Genomic DNA, 18,332 nt, shown 5'->3' on the forward strand with positions numbered 1-18,332 from the left:
GTGACCGCACGAGGCGATGTAGCCATCAGCTGCAAGAAGCTGCGTAAGCAGTTCGTCCTGCGCCATACCCGGTCCATGAAAGAAGCTGTGGTCTGGCTGGTCAAGGGGCGGAAGGGCGACCTGTCCAAGAAATTCATGGCGTTGACCGACGTATCCCTTGAAGTGAAGCAGGGTGAGACGGTGGCTTTGCTGGGTCTCAACGGCTCCGGAAAGTCCACGCTCCTCAAACTGATCTCAGGCGTTCTGCAGCCCGACGGCGGCACGGTCCACACCCGCGGCCGAGTTGCAGGTCTCATCGAGGTCGGTGCCGGATTCCACCACGACCTCAGCGGGCGCGACAACGTTTACCTCAACGGGGCGATCCTCGGGATGACCGAGAAACAGATCGACGATATGTTCGACTCCATCGTGGAATTCTCGGAGATCGGCGAGTTCATCGACACCGAGGTCAAGTTCTACTCGTCCGGAATGTACCTGCGGCTGGCGTTCTCCATCGCCGTGCACACTGACCCGGAAGTTTTCCTCATCGACGAGATCCTGGCGGTGGGCGATGAGCCGTTCCAGCGGAAGTGCATCGCCAAGATCAAGGAACTGTCAGACAAGGGCAAAACCCTGTTTGTAGTCAGCCACGACCTGGACCTGGTCTCCACCGTCTGCGAACGCGGAATCCTCCTCGAACACGGCAAAGTCCTCATGGACGGAGAAGTGCATGAGGTTGTAGCCGCGCTCAGGCAACGATCCTCAAATCTCAAGTGATAACGGCGACGCTGAACGCAGCGAGGAGCGGAACTGAAGCCAAACTGGCCGATCCACGGAAAAGGGGTTGGCAAAGTGCAATGGCTTGATGCTGCGCCAGCCATTCTGGCTGCAGCACTGGTCCTGATCGGACCGGGTCTCCTGCTGGCGTGGTCCGTTGGTACGAGAAGCTTTGCTCTGGTCGCGCTTACGCCGTTACTTTCTGTGTCGCTGATTGTGGTCGCAGCCATAGTCAGTGCTTTTGTGGGAATGCCATGGTCTTCCTTGGCTGTTTTCCTGCTTTCTTTGATGGTGTCCGGGGCGGCTTTCACCGTTTCCAGATGGCGGGGAAGGCCAAAGGCGAACCGGCTGGTTGGAGATTACCGGGCGTTATATGGCCTGCTTGGAACGCTTCTGGCAGCAGGAATTATTGGCGCCCGTCTAATCTACGTTTTCGGACGGCCCGACAGCATTTCTCAAACTTACGACAACATATTTCATTTGAATGCCATTAGGTACATCCTTGAGACCCATCAAGCGTCGTCCTTCACAGTCGGAGGGATGACCGGTATACCGTTTTATCCTGCGGGCTGGCACGCGGTGGTGTCCTTGACCAGCCAGTTGGCGGGTACTAGTATCCCTGTGGCCGTGAACGCAACAAACTTGGTCATCGGCGCTGTTGTGTGGCCAGCATCCTGCATTTTCTTGTGCCAGCAGGTCCTGGGACAGTCCAGGTTGGCGTCGGCCTTGGCTGGGCTGATGTCGGCGGGCTTTGGCGCCTTTCCTATCATGATGGTGGATTTCGGAGTCCTATATCCAAACCTGCTGTCCATATCGCTGCTGCCGGCGCTCTTGGCCTTGGGTATACAACTGCTCAAACTGTCTGTTGCTCCGGATTTCCCTCCTGCCCTGTGCGGAGTCGTGCTTCTCCTCGCCGCCCCTGGTGTGGCGTTGGCCCATCCAAGCACCTTGATGGCCTTCCTCGCCTTTTTGGCGCCAGCAGTTTTGATGGTATTTTTCGGCTCCTGGCGCCAGTGGCGCCTGGAGTGGCCGCAATCACGTATCCGCGCTGGCTCATGGACCTCGATCCTCCTGGCAGGGATGCTAGCCTCCGTGGTTGCGTGGCTGATAGTCCGCCCTCCCGCGGAAGCGGCTTTCTGGCCACCCATCCAATCACCCCTTGGCGCCTTGGCTGAGCTGGCCTTAAACGCCCAGATGGATCGTCCGCCCGCAGTTGTGGTGTCCGCCTTTGTTGCGATCGGCACCGTCCTTATCTTGCGCAAACCGAAACTTTGGTGGGCCGCTGGGATGCTTGCAATGGCGTGCATGCTGTTCGTGGCAGTTTCATCTTTCCGGCCTGGACGTGTGCGCGACTTCCTCACGGCAATTTGGTACAACGATAGTTACAGGCTCGCCGCACTCGTTCCTGTCGCCGGCGTGTTGGTCGGAACCTGCGGAGCTTTCTGGGTTGCTCGCCGGATGCAGGAAGTAGTGCAGGATTTTGAGAACAGGCGACCAGTTGCCGCCCGCGGCGCTGGCTCACGAGTGCGGACGACCCGGGGGCCTGTTTGGGTTGGAGCTGCGACGGTCATTGCGATCGCTGTGCTCTCACAGTTAGGTGGGGTCTCGTACTCCGCGAACAAGGCACGCACGAGTTATGAACTCGGTGTTAGCTCACCCTTACTCACAGCGGACGAAATGGCCGTCCTGAATGACATGCAGGATCTCGTACCCAAAAACGCAGTTGTGGTCGCGAATCCTTGGAACGGCAGTGCACTTTCTTACGCCCTGGCAGATCGAACCCCGATTCTTTTCCACGTTCTGAATGACAACGCCACCTTGAATGACCGGATTCTATTAGACCGACTGCGAGAAGCCGGCGACGATCCGGACGTTTGCCTAGCTGTCCGGGCATTGAACGTGACCTTTGTTCTTGACTTCGGAAAGCAGGAGATCAACAACGGCTCGCATCCGGCGCCCGGCCTTGAGAACTTAGAGGACACAGGCATCGTTACTAAGCTCTCGGAGCACGGGGAGGCAAAGCTTTTCAGGCTGGACGCATGCAAATAACCGGTCCGTGCCCGTGACTTCGGAGTAACGCCCGTGATTGGGTAAACTGGCAAGGCCCGCATCCCCGTTCACGGGGTGCCCCAAGATCCTTCAAGGCCGTGATGTCGAGTGGAAATGCTCCATCGCTGGCGTCTAGTACATAAGATTGGACCCTTCACTATGGCTGACATTGGACGTGGACGCGATGTCACGACAGGGCGGCGACAGTTCTTGGCGGCCCTGGCCGTTGTTCCTTGGGGTCTGGCAGGTTGTCAGTTCACGAAATCTGCGCCCACCCCCGCCACAAAAGCCGATAATGATGCTTTCCCTGTGAGCGTGCAGCATGCGTTTGGGGAAACTGTCATAGAGTCCGACCCCAGGCGCATTGCCACATTGGGGCCAGTCAGCAATGACACTTGTCTGGCTCTCGGTGTCGTGCCACTAGCAATGCCTCTTTCTGAGGCGCAGCCGAATGGTTCAACTCCGTGGTTCGACTCCGTATGGAAAAAATTCGGTGTGGACCTGCCGCTTCTCCTCGATGTGTCGAAGGGCCTTCCCGTCGACGAACTTAGAGGGATGGGGCCAGACCTTATCCTCGCGGTGAACTCGCAGATTACACGGGCTCAATATGACGAGTTGTCGACGATAGCGCCGGTCGTTGTGAGCCCCGATGCGTCTTCCATCGCGGACTGGCGGTCGTCGTTGGCCCTCATTGGGAAAGCCTTAGGACGGCAGGACGAGTCGGAGAGGGTTCGTTTGGAGACTGAAGCGCGCATCACGAGTGATCTCAATAGCTATCCAGATCTTGCGGGCACAACTTTTGTCGTCGTGAAAGCCCGGTCAGCAATCGGCGCGGATCTCGAAGTAATGGGCGCAGAATCAAGCGCCGTCCGCATGATCGAGGAATGGGGTCTCAGGCTTTCGCCGTCCGTATCACTGGTGGGGCAAGAGGGACGCGCCTTGGGCGTGAGTCAGATGGCTTCAACAAGCTACTCCTGGCCAGAGAGTCGCGGGGCTGATCTATTCAGCGATATCGCCGTGATCTCGGTCATGCACAAGGAAAGTGGACAAATCGAAGCAGCTGGAGTTCTGGGGACTATTCCCGCACATATGCGCGACACTTATTTGATGGCCGACTCTAAGGATGGGGCACTGGCGTTGGATACAGGGTCGTGCCTCTCAAGCCAGTGGCTCTCGCGCACGATGCTTCCGGAGCTAGCCAAGTCCGCTTTCAAGGCGAAGCAAGGCGTTTAGTCACATGAAACAGAATCTCGTCGAAAACGCTAGTGCATCTCCCGCGCCCATAGTGACCCGGGCGACACGAATGTTAGCAGATGCATCCACTGGCACCCGCAAAGACATCCAGGCACTTCGGGCGTTGGCCGTGACGCTCGTGGTTATCAATCACCTGTGGCCGGAGAGCCTCCCGGGCGGGTACGTAGGTGTGGACGTCTTTTTCGTCATATCCGGTTACCTGATTTCCAAACACCTACTGGGCGAATTGGAACGTTCTGGGCGTATCAAGCTGGGTCAGTTCTACTCGAGACGCATCAAACGCCTACTTCCGGCCGCCACGGTGGTCGCGGTTGTAGCCTTAGCGGCCTCCTGGCTCCTTCTCCCGTTTCCCAGATGGCTGGCCATCGCGCAGGAGACCATGGCCTCCGTAATGTACGTTGAAAACTGGGTCCTTGCAGCGAAGTCAGTAGACTACTCGGCGCATAACGATGCGGCCTCGACTGTCCAGCACTACTGGTCCCTTTCAGTGGAGGAACAGTTCTATCTGGTGTGGCCGTTGCTATTGGTAGTTCTGTTCAAGTTGGCGTCCAGACACAAACTCAGGGGCCGCCGGGTTCTTGGGACGGGCGTGGCCGCCGTCAGCATTGCGGCATTCGCGTTTTGCATCTGGTTCACGTACGCCAGCAGGAGTGAGGCGTATTTCGTGACGCCGGCTCGAGTTTGGGAATTCGGGGTGGGTGCATTGATCGCTATCTGTGCAGCGACCCTCAACGACAAGACGACACGGGCCGTGGCCCTCAAGCGCCGCATGGTCTCTGGGGTTGCGCAGTGGCTCGGCTATGGACTAATCGCTGTATCGGCCTTTGCGTATGGTGAACAGACATTTTTTCCGGGAATTGCCGCGGCTGTCCCCGTTTTCGGCACACTACTTGTGATAGCATCCGGACCGGCAGCGCCGATATGGTCGCCAAACAGGCTCCTCTCCGGCCGTCCGGTGCAGTTTATCGGCGATGTCTCCTATTCTTTATATCTCTGGCACTGGCCGCTGATTGTTCTGGCCCCGGCCGCTCTAAGCCGCACCCCGGGAGCTCTGGACAAACTAGGCGTTCTTATTCTCGCTGTAGGCCTTGCCTATCTTTCAAAGAAGCTAATCGAGGACCCTGGACGAACCAAGCTACTCGTTGGAGCAAAGCCCCGCAAAGTCTTTATTGCTATGGTGGTGGCGGTCGTAGTTGTATGCGCATTGGCAGGGACTCTTCTTATAGGCCTCGGCCAGGCACAACGCGCTGAGGCAGGAAAACTCGGGGATCTTGCCGGTCAACCCTGCTATGGCGCACGCAGCCTTGATCCCAGTAACGGCTGCCCTGAGCCCTTTGCGGCCGCCCAGGTTGCGAACGTAGGGGACAACGAGGCTCCCTGGTTCGATGCGCCTGAGTGCAAGCAGTCACCTGACCCGATCATTGTCCACGACCAGAAACTTCTCTCGGAATGTGACTTCGCTGGTGGTGTCGCCGATGCACCTACTGTCTGGTTGGTGGGGGACTCCCACGCGGAGCAGTGGAAGACGGCAGTTTACGAACTCGCGAAACTTCACAAGTGGAAGCTTAAGGAGTCGCTGCTAGGTGGGTGCCCCTTCGTCGATGTAAAGCGCGTAGCCTTTATGGGCAACCCCAGTGCTGAGCCCGAAATTCAGCGGAGGTGTCTCGAATGGGGTGACCAGCTAACCAGACGCATCATGCTAGACGAGCCAGACATGGTATTTGCCTCATCTTTCGGCGCCGGCGAAGAGATCGACGACGGTACGAACCGCTCGCAGACCGAACAGTACCGGGACAGCGCGACGAAGCGGTTCTCAGAATGGACCGCCTCTGGAACGCGTGTCTTCGTGCTGCGTGACACGCCGCTGACGCTTGACAGGAGTGGGCCCGAATGTCTGGCGCTGAATCAGTCAAACCCGTTGGCGTGCGCCAATAAACGCGAAGATGCGCTGGTCGCGGATCCATTGGCCGACGCAGCCAAGCAGATGAACAACCCCAATGTGAATGTCCTTGACCTATCGGACCAGTTCTGTAACGAACGGACTTGTCACGCCGTCATCGGTGGCCTGCAGGTCTACTTTGACTCGGATCATGCGTCCAGAAGCTACATACATTCCACAGTTCCCGTGCTCGCCGAGCGTTTCAAATCTGCGTCTAGATAGTAGGACTCTGCCGAGCGGCGCTGATCGTCGGCCGCTCACAAGTCCGCAGAAGCTGAAGTCCTTGAGCGATTTGAGGGCAGGGAACCGGCTGCCCGGGCACCCATCTTGGCGTCGGAGGCTTCGCGGGCGGCAACTTCACGGGAGAGGACCGCGGTGGGGTATTCCTCAAGGGTCCTGCCGGTTTCGCGGGCCGGGCTGCTGCTTACTGGATCCGGGATGCCTTCATAGCCCGGGAACAGTACTCGATTTCGCCGGGCAGTTTCCTTGGCGTTGGTCATCAGGCGACCTGCCCGTTATCAAGGACGACACAGAAGCCCGGTCGAAAATCGGCCAGGTCCCGCAGACAGGCCGTGTCCAAGAATGGTGCGGGGTTTGGGAGGGCCTTTCCGCAGCGTCCGGGCGGCCTCGACATGCTCCGGATCTGTGATCGTCAGACCGGCGCCCCAGGACCGGGGATGGCTTCCCACGCAGCGCCCGTCCAAGCTGGGCGTTGAAATCCTCCGGCGAGGCGACGGTCCGGCCGGGCAGGAACCAGGTCTCCAGGACCTAGGGCGTGTCTCCTAAATCCGGGGGTGGCTGGCTGGAATGCTTGAGGGGTGTCGCGAACTTCTGTCTTAAGTGATGATCAGTGGTCCCGGATCGAGCCGTTGTTGCCGAGTTCTGACGGGATGCGTGGGCGTCCGTTCCGGAGCAATCGCAAAGTCGTTGAAGGCATCATTTACCGGTACCGGTGTGGGATTGCCTGGCGGGACCTTCCCGCGGAGTTCGGTCCGTGGCAGACGGTTTGGAAACGGCACCGCCGATACGCGTCCGACGGAACGTGGGACCGGGTCCACGGACAGCTTCTGGCCGAAGCGGACAGACGCCGCCGGAGTGATCGACTGGACGGTTTCGGTGGACTCGACCATCAATCGAGCCACCAGCACGGGACGAACCTTCCCCGCGCCACAGGGGGAACTGCCGAATTACAAGAAACTGTTTGCTGAACCCCCGGATCACGCCATCGGCCGCTCCCGCGGCGGGCTGAGCACCAAGATCCATCACGCCTGTGACGGCAAAGGCCGACCATTGGCGATGATTCTTGGCCCCGGCCAGGGCGGCGATTCGCCCATGTTTCCGGTCGTCATGGAAGCAGTACGGGTTCCCCGCCTCGGCGGAGGCCGCGCCAGGACCCGCCCGGATGCCGTCATGGGCGACAAGGCTTACTCGTCCAGGGCAAACCGGGCACTGCTGCGAGGACGGGGCATCAAAGCCGTCATCCCCGAGCCCTCCGACCAAATAGGACACCGCAAACGCCGCGGTTCACGCGGCGGACGCCCCGTGAACTTCGACGCCGAGACCTACAAAGGCCGCAACACTGTGGAGAGATCCTTCAGTCTCTTCAAACAATGGCGCGGCATCGCCACCCGTTACGACAAACTCGCACTGACCTATCGAGCCGGCGTCGTCCTCTACGCCGTTGTCATCTGGCTACGCCAATAAGGAGACACGCCCTAGGAGGCTGCTGAAAAAGGGGTGTCGGGGCGGGCGGAACGCCACCAATGGCCGTCAAACGGCGTGTTCAGGTCAGCACTCTAGGGTGCGACAACGGGGTCATTCCGCCCGCGTGCCTTCATTTTGCCTCAGATCTGAGGCGTCATCCAGTGGTTTTATCGATGGTCCGGGTTCTAGCGGGGGTTTATCCCAGCGCCCAGGATCCCTGCTTCACGGTCAGTCCGAGGGCGAGCATTCGTCGCAGGTTTAGTCCCGCGATCCGTAGGTTGCAGCCAGGCGTTGTTCCGGCTGATGCCGCGGTGGGGAACGCGGCGGTTGCCGCGGGTGATCCAGGCGATGGACCGCTCGACCATCGGCCGGTGCGTGCGGTAAGTATCCCTGAAGGCCGGATCCGTGGCGCGTTGCCGGTGTTCGCGCTGTAACGCGTCGTGTTCGTGGAGAACAAGCTTGCGCCCCCGCGGTGAGGCGGTGCACCGGTCCCTGAAAGGACAGCCCGCGCATACCGCGCCGAACGTAACCCGCCGCTTGGCGGTGATGTTCCTGGTGATGCCGTTCGGGCAAATCGCGGTGCCGGCTGCTTCATCGACGGTGAAGTCATCGAGGGTGAACCCGCCCTCGACGGCTGGGCGCAGCGGCCATGGTTTGATCACCGGGGTATGGCCGGTGCCGGCGAGAGCGGCGAGCATTTCCCCGGAACCGTAGGCTGAGTCGGCCAGAACGTCCACGCTGGTGCCGGCGATCGTGGGATCCGTGCCGATCAGCCGGGCGCCGACGGCCCCGTCACTGTTCTCCGGTCCTGAGGCCTTGGTCAGTTCCGCGGCGGTGATCAGCCCGGTGTCGGGCTCGATGACAATGTGGGCCTTGAATCCGTCCTGTTGCCGGGACTGGGTCTTGTGCGCGTGCCGGGCGTCCGGATCCACGGTGGAGATCATCCGGTCCGGGGCGACTTTGCGGGCGATACGCCACCGCCCGTCGGTCCCGTCCGAGTCCTCGGCCGGTTCCACGTCCTGCCCCGCGACGAGTGCAAGCAGCGCGTACGAATCGGCGGCCTTGCCGTCCAACGTCTCGGGATCGACCGCGGCCAGCAGCGCCAGCGCGTCGGTGACCGGCGCGGAGATCAGCCCGTCCTTGGCGTCCTGGTCGTCCCAGGCGATGTCCGGTTTGCCGGTGCGGGTGTAGTCATACCCGACCGCGTGGGTGCTCAGCAGGTCCTGGCCGTCAGGGACGTCACGGCCGAAGCGGCGGATCCCGACGATCAGTTGCGTGATGGTGTCCTGTCGGGCGACCGCGTCGTCCAGGACCGTCGAATCCACCGCCCTCCGGCGCTTGCCCTTCAGGACCCCCGTCTCGGCGACGACTTCGGCGATGGCCTCCATGATTCGGTGCGGGTTTCCCGATCCGGCCAGACGCCGTCGCCAGTACGTCAGCGTGCTCGGGTGGAACGCCGTGTCGGTCAGCCCGTATCCGCACGCGGCTTTCCAGCGCAGGTCAAAGGTCAACGCCTCGGCGGTTTCCCGGTCCGAGAGGCCCTGCAATGCCTGCAACACCAGCACCGAGCCGATCACCGGCGCCGGAACTGAAGGCCGGCCCCGCCGCGATGGGAAGAGGTCCTCCATCATCGAATCCGGAAACAGACGCCCCCGATGTGTGGCCAGAAAAGCGAAGACGCTGCCCGGAGCCAACAACTCTCCGGCCAGCGCCTCCACATCCAAAAACCCTCGTTGCGCGTCCTCGCGTCCCTGCATAAGACCAGTCTTAACCACCAGGCACGTGAGTCCAGCCGACGCGCCCATTCACCGCTTATTTCAGCAGGCTCCTAGGTGGCCCGCTCCGCCACGCCCGTGCTCTCCGGATCGTTGGACTTGACTTGCACTATTCTGGTCGGGACGATCACGATCGCAGCGACCCCTTTGGCAGAGCTGTATCGCCGCCAGATGCCTGTTTCGTTGTCCCATGTCAGCCGCCGCGGCACCGCCCCCAGAGAGCCGACCAGGTTCCACATCCCGGCCAACGGGTCCCCGGTCATCGGGGACGGGAGCATCCAGGCAAGGATGAACCGAGAATGCGAGGACACCATCACCAGTAGGGCATAAGATCATCGCAGCGGTCGTTCCTATCGCTGTGACAGTTTGCTGGCGCAGGGCGTCGCAGGGCCTCGATAATCCCGCCTCAGGGCGTTCGCCCACATCGGCGCGGGGTTTGGCGGCCTTGCCGCGTCGGTGGTGATGAATGTTTCCCGGGCATCGGTTTTCCATTCGCCAAGGTGCGGGTTGGCGATCCGGCGCATTGCCAGGCCGGTGGCCAATTGGTCAACTACGATCAGGATCTGGGGCAGCCTGAACTGGCCGTTACGAAAGGCGGTGTTCGTATAGTTCTTCCCCGGCCGGTCCATTGCAACGGCGTGGAACCCGCACTTGCCAATGTCGATACGTTTTCGATAAGGCCTGCCTAGACCGGGTGACGTGGCGAACGCCGTCCGGGGACTCGCAGCTGGTCAATCGCAGGCCGTCACACGATACAGATTGACTTTGCCGATGGACTTTTCGAGCCTCATCCCTGGGGCACTGCCATCTGAAAGGTCACGGAGTCCAATAAAGGGTTCATCGCCCGGTACTACTTCGAAGTCACCAAAGTCGAGAGCCCAGTATGCGTGTAGTTCCTTGACTATGGGACACACCTTGTTGTTATAGGCTGCCTCGGCCCAATGGTCAAGAAGGTATTGCTCATCCGGTGTCCTATCGCCAAAAATATGTGGGGCCAGGGTCTTACGGTTTGAGACGGCATATACCAATGACCCCCCAGTCCGGGGGTTTGCCACCACCACATCGGTGCGCGGAACCAAGTCAGGCAGTATCGCCAGCATTGAGGTTTCGTCTGTCGTTAGCAGGTACGAATCTTGTTTCGTTTCGAAAATGGTGTCCAACCGCTGTTGCACATTCGACAATGTTCCTCCTTGCGCAGCAGCGCCAAGGACAAGAACTGCTGCTACTGCGGCTGCCACTCCTGTGTAGGAGGGTAGGCGAGCAGCTATCGGCTGAATGACAGGCGGCAATTTCTGCGGATTCACCTTTCCGCGCGCGGCCAGAGAGTCACATAGTGCCCTTAGCCGCCACGTGAGCCACTGCGTGCCCATGACTGCAAGAGGCAAAGTGACAGCGGGAAGCAGGGCTGCCAACCGGAAACTGTCGTTATACCAGACTCCTGTCCAGAACGTCCGAAAATCACCCAAGGCCCAAGAAGAAACGATCAGGTAGAGAGCGCCGCCGAAGGCGTACATCGCCAGCACCCACCAGAACTGTCCGAGTCGCCTGGCGCACACATAAATGCCGATCACCGTGAGGACCATCATTACCCACGCAGCGGTGGTGCCCATTGGCGCGCTGGTGAGCACCTCACCAATTGCGCGTGCGTTCGATTGAAATGGCGTCCAGGGTGCGGCAGCGAGGCTTGGGCGTATCGTCACCCAGACAAGGAGCGCAACTGCAAGATAGGCAACTGTAAATACAAGCCATATCTGGAGTCGTCGAGCAGTCGTTTTGCGGCGTCGAAACAAGCGCCAGGAGCGGACGAGGGCGGCGAGGACCGGAGCCGCACCAAAGCCGATTAGTGCAACGATGGCGCTCGGGTGCGCCAGTGCCAGCCCGGGCGCGACGACGGCCAGCCCTATTAGTGGAGGCCAGATCGATGAAGGCTTGCAGGGGGACAGCCCGAGGGCCTCGATGCCAAGCCCAAGGGCCGCCGGAAGGATCGCGATAGCAGCGTGGTTGGGATATAGGACGCCGAAGGCAACCATCAAGTAGGGGAAAGCGCTGAAGCCGGCTGATAGAACGCCTGCAGCCAGAATGGCCGTTGCCTGGTTACCCACGATGCGTGTGATCAGGAAGATGCAAGACAAAGGCCAGATGACGGCGCCGATAACGACGGTTCCAATGTTGACAACCTCCATCACAGACGAACCGCCAAGCATAAATACGAGGGCCATCAGATCGTGCATGGCAGCCGGATAGAACCCTGCGGAAGCTTCTGTAAGGTTTCCGAGCGTCAGTGACGACCCATTCTGGGTTTCAGCGATATGACGGATTGCATTGAGGTGATAGACGTTGTCAAACGTCTGCGACAAATTGTCTGGCTGGCCGAAGCCTCGGACATACCGGTAGGCGATGATGGCGGCCGGGATGGCCACAGCAGCAAACACGACCAGCGGCCACAAACGTTGGAGTTTAGTGCTGAGAGGAACAGGACCGTTGGCTCCTAGGACGCCGCACGTTGCTGCGGTCCGCGAGTCGGAGTAGCGGCGTATCCACAGGGTTCGGGCAGCGAGTGCCGCCAGTATTGTGACGAAGCACGAAGCTAGATAAGTGAAGGGACCAAATGGCACGTTGAGTACGTCCAGGAGCACAGCGAGAACGGAAGCCATGGAGAAGGACACAGGAGCTGCGAGGGTGATGAGGTTCACGCGCCGAACTCCTGCTGCAGCAAGTGCGGCCAATCCTGGAACGAAGAAGATCAAGATAGTCCCAAGAAGTGTAGGGACGGATTGCCACCAGGTCATGAACTGAATCTCCTCAAATGCCGTTCGAACGGTTCAAGTATGCCTTGTTTATCTCGGCGCGGCCTCGCCGCCGATTACTCTCAGTGGAGGTCCGAGGCCTTCAGCTCTTGATATAGTTAGGCACCATGGTCAACTCGAATACTTCCGGCGTCCTCATCATCATGCCAGCTTGGAACGAAGCAGAGGCCATTGGAGACACCATCAGGGACGTGCTAAGGACCGTTCGTCATGACGTCCTCGTTGTCGATGATGGTTCGAAAGATGACACAGCCCGCGTCGCACGTGAGGCTGGCGCTGTGGTCCTTCGACTTCCGTTCAACCTCGGAGTTGGCGGTGCCATGCGGACTGGTTTCAAGTACGCCATTCGCAATGGGTATTCGGCAGCCATCCAAGTTGATTCGGATGGGCAACACGACCCACTCGACATCGACAGAGTTATTGCCGGGCTGGAGACGGCGGACATCTCCATTGGGGCCCGTTTTGCCGGCAGAGGGAGCTACGACGTTAAAGGTCCACGGCGTTGGGCGATGTCAGTTCTCGCCAGGGTCATATCGATGGTCGCACGCGCAGAGTTGACCGACGTGACTTCTGGATTCCGCGCCGCAAACGAACGAGCGCTGCATCAGTACATTGACCACTTTCCGGCCGAGTATCTCGGCGACACCATCGACTCTCTCGTTGTCGCCATCAAATCGGGGTGTACCGTTACCCAAGTGCCGGTAGAAATGAAGGTCCGCCAGGCAGGAACCCCTAGTACCGGTCCCCTGAAGTCAGCCATCTACTTGGCTCGCTCGGGCTTGGTACTCTGTTTCGCGTTAGCCCGGCGCAAGACGCCGGCACCTCACACCATAGTTAGCCCCGAGTTGGGCTCCATAGCAGGCGAAAGCAGTATTTGATCATGAGTGTTGCGTCGGCATTGGTGATTGCTGTAGCCATGGTTCTGACCGTGCTGCAGATGCTGCGGCAAGGTAAGTTGCGCGAGAAGTACACAGTGATGTGGCTCGTAGTCGGTGGGCTGACGATAATTTTGGGGATATTCCCAGAACTCCTTGATTGGGCGGCGTCGGTAGTAGGCATCCGGGTCCCAGCCAATCTTCTATTTGCCTTAGCCATCGTTCTCCTAGTTGGCGTCGGGTTGCATGTTTCCCGAGAATTGACAATCCTCGAAGACGAAACTCGGATTCTTGCCGAGGAAGTTTCCATTCTTCGGGGGTCAGTGGAGGCGCTGGAGCGTCGTGCCGCTGAGCCTCCGGCCAAGAAGCTCGACGGCCACGCCGTACTGGGCCAACCCACACGGAAAGAGTCTAATGACCATTGATGTAATGCTGCCTTACTACGGCGATGTCGCGATGATGAAAGCGGCCGTCGAGTCTGTTTTGGCACAAAACGATACCGACTTCAAACTGACAATCGTCGACGACGGCTATCCCGACGAGAGCCTCCCGGTCTACTTTGAAGCCCTGGTCGCTGGTGACCGCCGCGTCCATTACCTCCGCAATGAAGTCAACCTTGGCGCCAACGGCAACTATCGCAAATGCCTCGGCCTCATTGAACATGAGTTCACGGTCATTATGGGGGCTGACGACATCATGCTGCCCAACTATATTGAGACCATCCGCAAAGCATTTAGTAATGCCGACGTGGATATTGTCCAGCCGGGCGTAGACGTCATCGACGAGGATGGAGTCGTCTACTCTCCTTTAGGTGACAAGGTGAAGAATGTCCTGAGGAAGCGGATCGTTGGCCACAGCACTGATGCAGTTCTCGCAGGTGAACCTGTAGCAAAAAGCTTGATCACAGGAGACTGGCTTTATTTCCCTTCCGTCGCTTGGCGATCAGAGGCAATCAAGAAGCACAGCTTCCGCGAGCAGTACAACGTGGTGCAGGATCTAGGGCTCGCTATGGATATCATCATGGATGGCGGCAAGATGATGGTGTCCAACTCGATCTGCTTCCAATACCGCCGTCATCGCGAGTCTGATTCTTCTATTCAGGCACTGGATGGGCGCAGGTTCGCTGAGGAACGTGCGTTCTTCGACGAATCTGCCCGCGATTTCGCCCGCCTGGGTTGGACAGACGCCGCGGCGGCAGCAAAGTTGCACATCTCTTCGCGGCTGCATGCGCTGACTCTTGCGCCGAAGGTGATTCAGAAGCGCATGTGGCCTGGTCTGCTGAAGCTTGCAACGCACGTAGTGCGGCCGTAGTAGCTCCAAATGATCGCAGAGTCCAAAACGGGCACGGCACGCACTATGACCGGACCTCGAGCGGCTCTTCTCTATCTGCTCGGTTCCTTGGTTCAGGGCGTGGGACTGCTTCTAATACAGCCGTTCGCCATTCGTGTCCTTGACGCCGAACAGTGGGGTCTTGTGTCCACTTCAGTGGTCACGATTCAGGTTCTAGTTGTCCTAATCTCAGCGGGCCTGCCCCTGGCAATCACCCGAGTCTGGTTCGACGCGCATAATGGTCGATCCAGGGCTCATGGTATGCATAGCTTCCTTGCTATGGCTGCACTGTTGCTCGGTCTTATTTTTGCCGGTGGCGTGGTCGCAGGCTCCCAAGTGTCAGGGGTGCAGGTCCCCTGGCCGACTCTGTTGGCTATGCTATCGATTGGCCTCCTCGGAGCCATTCTCGGCGCGCAGGCTGTCCTGCGCGCCGAAAACAGGCCATTGGCGTTCGTGGTTCTGAGTCTAATCTCATCCGTAGGAGCGAACCTGGCCGGACTGGCCGCAATCTTATTCGCTACGCCAAGCGCCACGGCCTATCTCACTGCTTATTCATGCGTCGTCGGCGCAGGTGCGGCAGTTGCCCTTGTTCTTGTTCCACCGGTGATCCCTTGGCGTGTTAGGGGCGTCATGCGTGAGTCACTCTCCATCGCTTTGCCGCTATTGCCTCACACAGGTGCGCTCATGCTTCTTACTCAAGGTGCCGTTCTCCTGCTGGCTGCTCTTTCGGGGGCGGTACCCGCGGGCCAATTTGGGGCAGTACTGATATTTGCACTTGGTCCGCTTACGCTGCTAAACGCCCTTAACAATGCGTGGTCGACGCGTCTGATGGAATCAGCGGCAGATAAACTACCCGTAGTCTTGCGTGCGGTAGCAACCGAGGCTCTGCTTGCATCTGCTGCGATCGGCATTCTCGCCTCTTCTGCAGCTTCCGCGGGCAGCATTATCTTGACCCCCCTCCCGGACGAGCTGGCTCCGGTGGCAAGGATTCTTCCGTTGGTTTCGCTGGGGTACGGCCTTTTCCTTATCGTCACTAACGTGGTTTACATTTTGGACAAGACGCGGTCGATGGCCTTCATTACCCCACTGGTTTTAGTTGCGATGGCTTCGGCTGCCGTGCCATTCGCTGCCGCCGGAGACTTGCTTGCGGTTGCATGTATCCAAGGCGCTGGGTTCTTTATCTTAGGCGTCGCGTACTGGCTGGTTGTCCGGACGACGACCCATGGCTCGTGGCCGGTTGGGCTCTTCGCCTTGCTTGCCGCCATTCACGTCGTTGCTGTTGCGGTGCTAAGTCCCTTGCCCGTCACCCTCCTGGCAGGCTCTTTGCAGGTCGCTAGCGCAGGAGTCCTGCTTCTGCTCGTCGGGCTGTATCTGCGATCGGCTAGGCGAAGGTCCGAGCACGGCTGACGGGACTGCTCCAAAGTGGGAAATTGTCCGGCCCTCAGCGGCCTGAAGGGGCTGCAAGGAACGTTAGTTATATTCGAGGTGTCTCCGAAACCAAATTATCGACCGGCGATGGGCCTCGAATCCGTTGAAGTAGTCGGTTGGATGTGACGTCCTGAATATTCGTTCTTGAGGGGTCCATGTGTGGTGCGGGTTAGCGCCGGGGTCCCAGCCCATGATTTGCGCTGGTCAGCGCCGGTGTTGGTGTGGTTGAGCGCCACCTGTAAGGCTCCTTCCACCGCGTGACGGCCACGTGGTGGAAGGAGTACCGGTAATGGTACGGAAGATCAGGGCGAAGCTCGTCTTGCAGTTGCGCAACCAGGGCCTGTCCGGCAGAGCGATCTCGCTTGCTCAGGGCATGTCGAGGCACAGCATTCAGGCGGTGATCGACGCTGCGGATCAGCTCGGGCTCGGTTGGGACGACGTTGCGGAGAAATCTGAGGGCGATGTGTATCTGACGTTGTTTCCCGGCCGCGGGGTGCGGGAGAGCGTGTTCGCCCAGCCGGACTGGGTCCAGGTGCACCGTGAGCTGGCCAGGGTCGGGGTGACGTTGAAGCTGCTGCACCAGGAGTATCTCGACGGGTGCAGTCGGGCCGGGCAGGCGGCGATGAGTTATGACCGGTTCTGCAGGCTTTACGGCGATTACGCGAACGTCACTGGCGCGTCGTCCCGGGTCGGCCATAAGGCCGGCCGCAGCGTCGAGGTCGACTGGTCCGGGCCTACGATGCAGCTCGTTGACCCGGCAACGGGAGAGATCTCGAAGGTGTATCTGTTCGTCGCCTGCCTGCCGTTCAGCAGGTATGCGTTCGTGGAGGCGACGTTGGATATGCGGCAGGAGTCGTGGCTGCGCGCGCATGCGGCGATGTTCGCATTCTTCGGCGGCACGGTCCCGCGGCTCGTCCCGGACAACCTGAAGACCGGGGTGATCTCTCACCCGCGCGAGGGCGAAGTCGTCCTCAACGACGCCTACCGGGAGATGGCGGCGCATTATTCGGCGGCGGTACTACCGGGCCGGGTGCGGCACCCGAAAGACTATCCCGAGGATTCTGTTATCCCGAGTCGTTGCCGTCATGCGCCTGCGGGAGCGGCCGCAGGGCGGCATTCCTCGGGATAACCATCGCGTGTTTTCGTTGGCTCATCTCTATTGATTTTCACTTGGAGGTGAGCAAGAAATGAATGTTTCTATCGCTGAGCTGATCGTGCAGGCGGACGCTGCAATGAACGGGCTGGGTAATGCGCCCTCAACGCGCATGCAATATCGGTGGGCGTGGTCCCAGTTCGCGTCGTTCTGTTCTGAGAAGGCCGTGGCGGCCCTCACGGATGAGGTTGTGGCTTCCTATTTGCAGGTCGTTGCCGCAGGACACAGGGACGGCCAGATGAAGGGGGTGGAAGCGCAAGCTGCTGCGTAAGTCGACCCTGGTGCTCGTTGAGGTGGCACGGACAGGTTCTTACCGATGGGCGCTGTCTCGTCAGACGCATCCGAATGATGCGCTCGATGCGGTGTTTCGTCCGGTTCAGGAACAGTTCGAGACGTGGTTGGAAAGCCAGCGCCTGGCCGTCGCCACGAGGGAACTCTATGCCACGGTGAGCCGCACGATTTTGGCGTGGCTGCCTGAACGAGGTGTGACAAACGCTCGGGCGCTGTCTGGCGCGGATGTTGCGGCGGCGGTGATCTTCCTTGGCCGACGCTATCAGCCCGGCAGCAGTCGTCACTGCGGTGCGGGTGTTGTGTCGCTTTCTTGAGGAAACCGGCTGCTGCACTGGCCTGGCTCGAGCAGTCCCTCGGCAAGTTTCGAGGCGCCTCAGATCCGTGGATGTGCTGACGTCTTGCGATGTTGATGCCCTGACGAATTCAACCAACATGGCCACCTCGACAGGCCGCCGGGACAAGGCGGTGCTGCTGTTGGCGGCCAGGACGGGCCTGCGGCCTGTCGACATTGTGAATTTGCGTTTGCAGAACATCGATTGGGCGCAGGGACAGATCACCCTGACTCAGCACAAAACGGGGGCCGTGCTGACGTTGCCGCTCCTGGCTGATTTCGGTGAAGCGATCGCTGACTATCTCCTGCACGGCAGGCCTGACGGTGTCGCCGACGACCAGGTGTTCCTGCGATCCCAGGCACCCCACGTTGGCCTGTCGACTTCGTCCTGCCTTTATAACGTGACCGCGGGCGCGTTCGCCCGCACCGAGACATCTCCGCGAAACGGCAAGGGTCAGGGCTTTCGGGTGTTACGAGCCTCGTTCGCGACCAGGATGCTCGAGGGCGACACGAGCCTTCCGGTGATCTCCGGTGCACTCGGTCACCAAGGAATCGACTCCGCAAAGCATTATCTCGCCGCCGACGAGAAGCGCATGCGGGAGTGCTGTCTCGATTTCGCCGGCATTGAGCCAAGATAGGCC

Annotated in this window: 13 protein-coding genes and 3 pseudogenes; 13 read left to right on the plus strand and 3 right to left on the minus strand. The window is 59.7% G+C overall.

Going from position 1 to position 18,332, the window contains the following annotated elements:
* The 4 genes from EYS21_RS02440 to EYS21_RS02455 all read left to right on the plus strand — a co-directional run bounded on the left by EYS21_RS02440 (window position 1) and on the right by EYS21_RS02455 (window position 6,220).
* Window positions 1-756, plus strand: coding sequence for an ABC transporter ATP-binding protein (locus EYS21_RS02440; protein WP_242633241.1), 756 nt, complete (start codon window positions 1-3; stop codon window positions 754-756).
* 75 nt (window positions 757-831) lie between these two features.
* On the plus strand, window positions 832-2,805 hold the full coding sequence (locus tag EYS21_RS02445) for a DUF6541 family protein (protein ID WP_131131524.1): 1,974 nt from the start codon (window positions 832-834) through the stop codon (window positions 2,803-2,805).
* 426 nt (window positions 2,806-3,231) lie between these two features.
* The gene (locus tag EYS21_RS02450; RefSeq protein WP_165478243.1) at window positions 3,232-4,038 is read left to right on the plus strand and encodes an ABC transporter substrate-binding protein; all 807 of its coding nucleotides are present in this window, start codon (window positions 3,232-3,234) and stop codon (window positions 4,036-4,038) included.
* Window positions 4,039-4,042: 4 nt separating this feature from the next.
* Window positions 4,043-6,220, plus strand: a complete 2,178-nt coding sequence (locus EYS21_RS02455; RefSeq protein ID WP_242633242.1) for an acyltransferase family protein — start codon at window positions 4,043-4,045, stop codon at window positions 6,218-6,220.
* Between the two features lie 35 nt (window positions 6,221-6,255).
* Here EYS21_RS02455 and EYS21_RS02460 read toward each other — a convergent pair whose 3' ends face one another.
* Entirely contained in the window at window positions 6,256-6,498 is a 243-nt protein-coding gene (locus tag EYS21_RS02460) for a hypothetical protein (RefSeq protein ID WP_131131526.1), read from the minus strand.
* 318 nt (window positions 6,499-6,816) lie between these two features.
* On the opposite strand from EYS21_RS02460, the pseudogene EYS21_RS02465 reads away from it, so the two are divergent.
* Window positions 6,817-7,702 (plus strand): annotated as a pseudogene (locus EYS21_RS02465) (IS5 family transposase).
* A 196-nt stretch (window positions 7,703-7,898) separates the two neighbouring features.
* Here the strand turns inward: EYS21_RS02465 and EYS21_RS02470 are convergent.
* Together EYS21_RS02470 and EYS21_RS02480 are read right to left on the minus strand one after the other, a co-directional pair.
* A pseudogene (locus tag EYS21_RS02470) lies at window positions 7,899-9,459 on the minus strand (IS1182 family transposase).
* Between the two features lie 749 nt (window positions 9,460-10,208).
* The gene (locus tag EYS21_RS02480) at window positions 10,209-12,266 is read right to left on the minus strand and encodes a DUF6541 family protein (RefSeq protein WP_347559520.1); all 2,058 of its coding nucleotides are present in this window, start codon (window positions 12,264-12,266) and stop codon (window positions 10,209-10,211) included.
* A 125-nt stretch (window positions 12,267-12,391) separates the two neighbouring features.
* Between EYS21_RS02480 and EYS21_RS02485 the strand changes: the two genes are divergently transcribed.
* The 8 genes and pseudogenes from EYS21_RS02485 to EYS21_RS02520 all read left to right on the plus strand — a co-directional run bounded on the left by EYS21_RS02485 (window position 12,392) and on the right by EYS21_RS02520 (window position 18,329).
* Window positions 12,392-13,162 carry a glycosyltransferase family 2 protein gene (locus EYS21_RS02485; RefSeq protein ID WP_242633243.1) on the plus strand — a complete coding sequence of 257 codons (771 nt, stop codon included), beginning with the start codon at window positions 12,392-12,394 and terminating at the stop codon, window positions 13,160-13,162.
* A 2-nt stretch (window positions 13,163-13,164) separates the two neighbouring features.
* On the plus strand, window positions 13,165-13,584 hold the full coding sequence (locus EYS21_RS02490) for a DUF2304 domain-containing protein (protein ID WP_131131530.1): 420 nt from the start codon (window positions 13,165-13,167) through the stop codon (window positions 13,582-13,584).
* Window positions 13,574-14,470, plus strand: coding sequence for a glycosyltransferase family 2 protein (locus EYS21_RS02495; RefSeq protein ID WP_131131532.1), 897 nt, complete (start codon window positions 13,574-13,576; stop codon window positions 14,468-14,470). Before EYS21_RS02490 ends, EYS21_RS02495 begins: the two co-directional genes overlap by 11 nt.
* Window positions 14,471-14,515: 45 nt before the next feature.
* Complete coding sequence (locus EYS21_RS02500; RefSeq protein WP_347559527.1) at window positions 14,516-15,895, plus strand: oligosaccharide flippase family protein; 1,380 nt, start codon at window positions 14,516-14,518, stop codon at window positions 15,893-15,895.
* Window positions 15,896-16,205: 310 nt separating this feature from the next.
* A pseudogene (gene istA, locus EYS21_RS02505) lies at window positions 16,206-16,964 on the plus strand (IS21 family transposase); the annotation flags it as partial.
* A gap of 139 nt (window positions 16,965-17,103) precedes the next feature.
* Window positions 17,104-17,340, plus strand: a complete 237-nt coding sequence (locus tag EYS21_RS02510) for a hypothetical protein (protein ID WP_131131536.1) — start codon at window positions 17,104-17,106, stop codon at window positions 17,338-17,340.
* 10 nt (window positions 17,341-17,350) lie between these two features.
* Window positions 17,351-17,674, plus strand: a complete 324-nt coding sequence (locus EYS21_RS02515) for a hypothetical protein (RefSeq protein ID WP_131131538.1) — start codon at window positions 17,351-17,353, stop codon at window positions 17,672-17,674.
* 73 nt (window positions 17,675-17,747) lie between these two features.
* Entirely contained in the window at window positions 17,748-18,329 is a 582-nt protein-coding gene (locus tag EYS21_RS02520; RefSeq protein ID WP_278184710.1) for a tyrosine-type recombinase/integrase, read from the plus strand.
* Window positions 18,330-18,332: the final 3 nt, after the last annotated feature.

This window comes from Arthrobacter sp. S39 (assembly GCF_004320525.1).
Classification (GTDB): domain Bacteria; phylum Actinomycetota; class Actinomycetes; order Actinomycetales; family Micrococcaceae; genus Arthrobacter.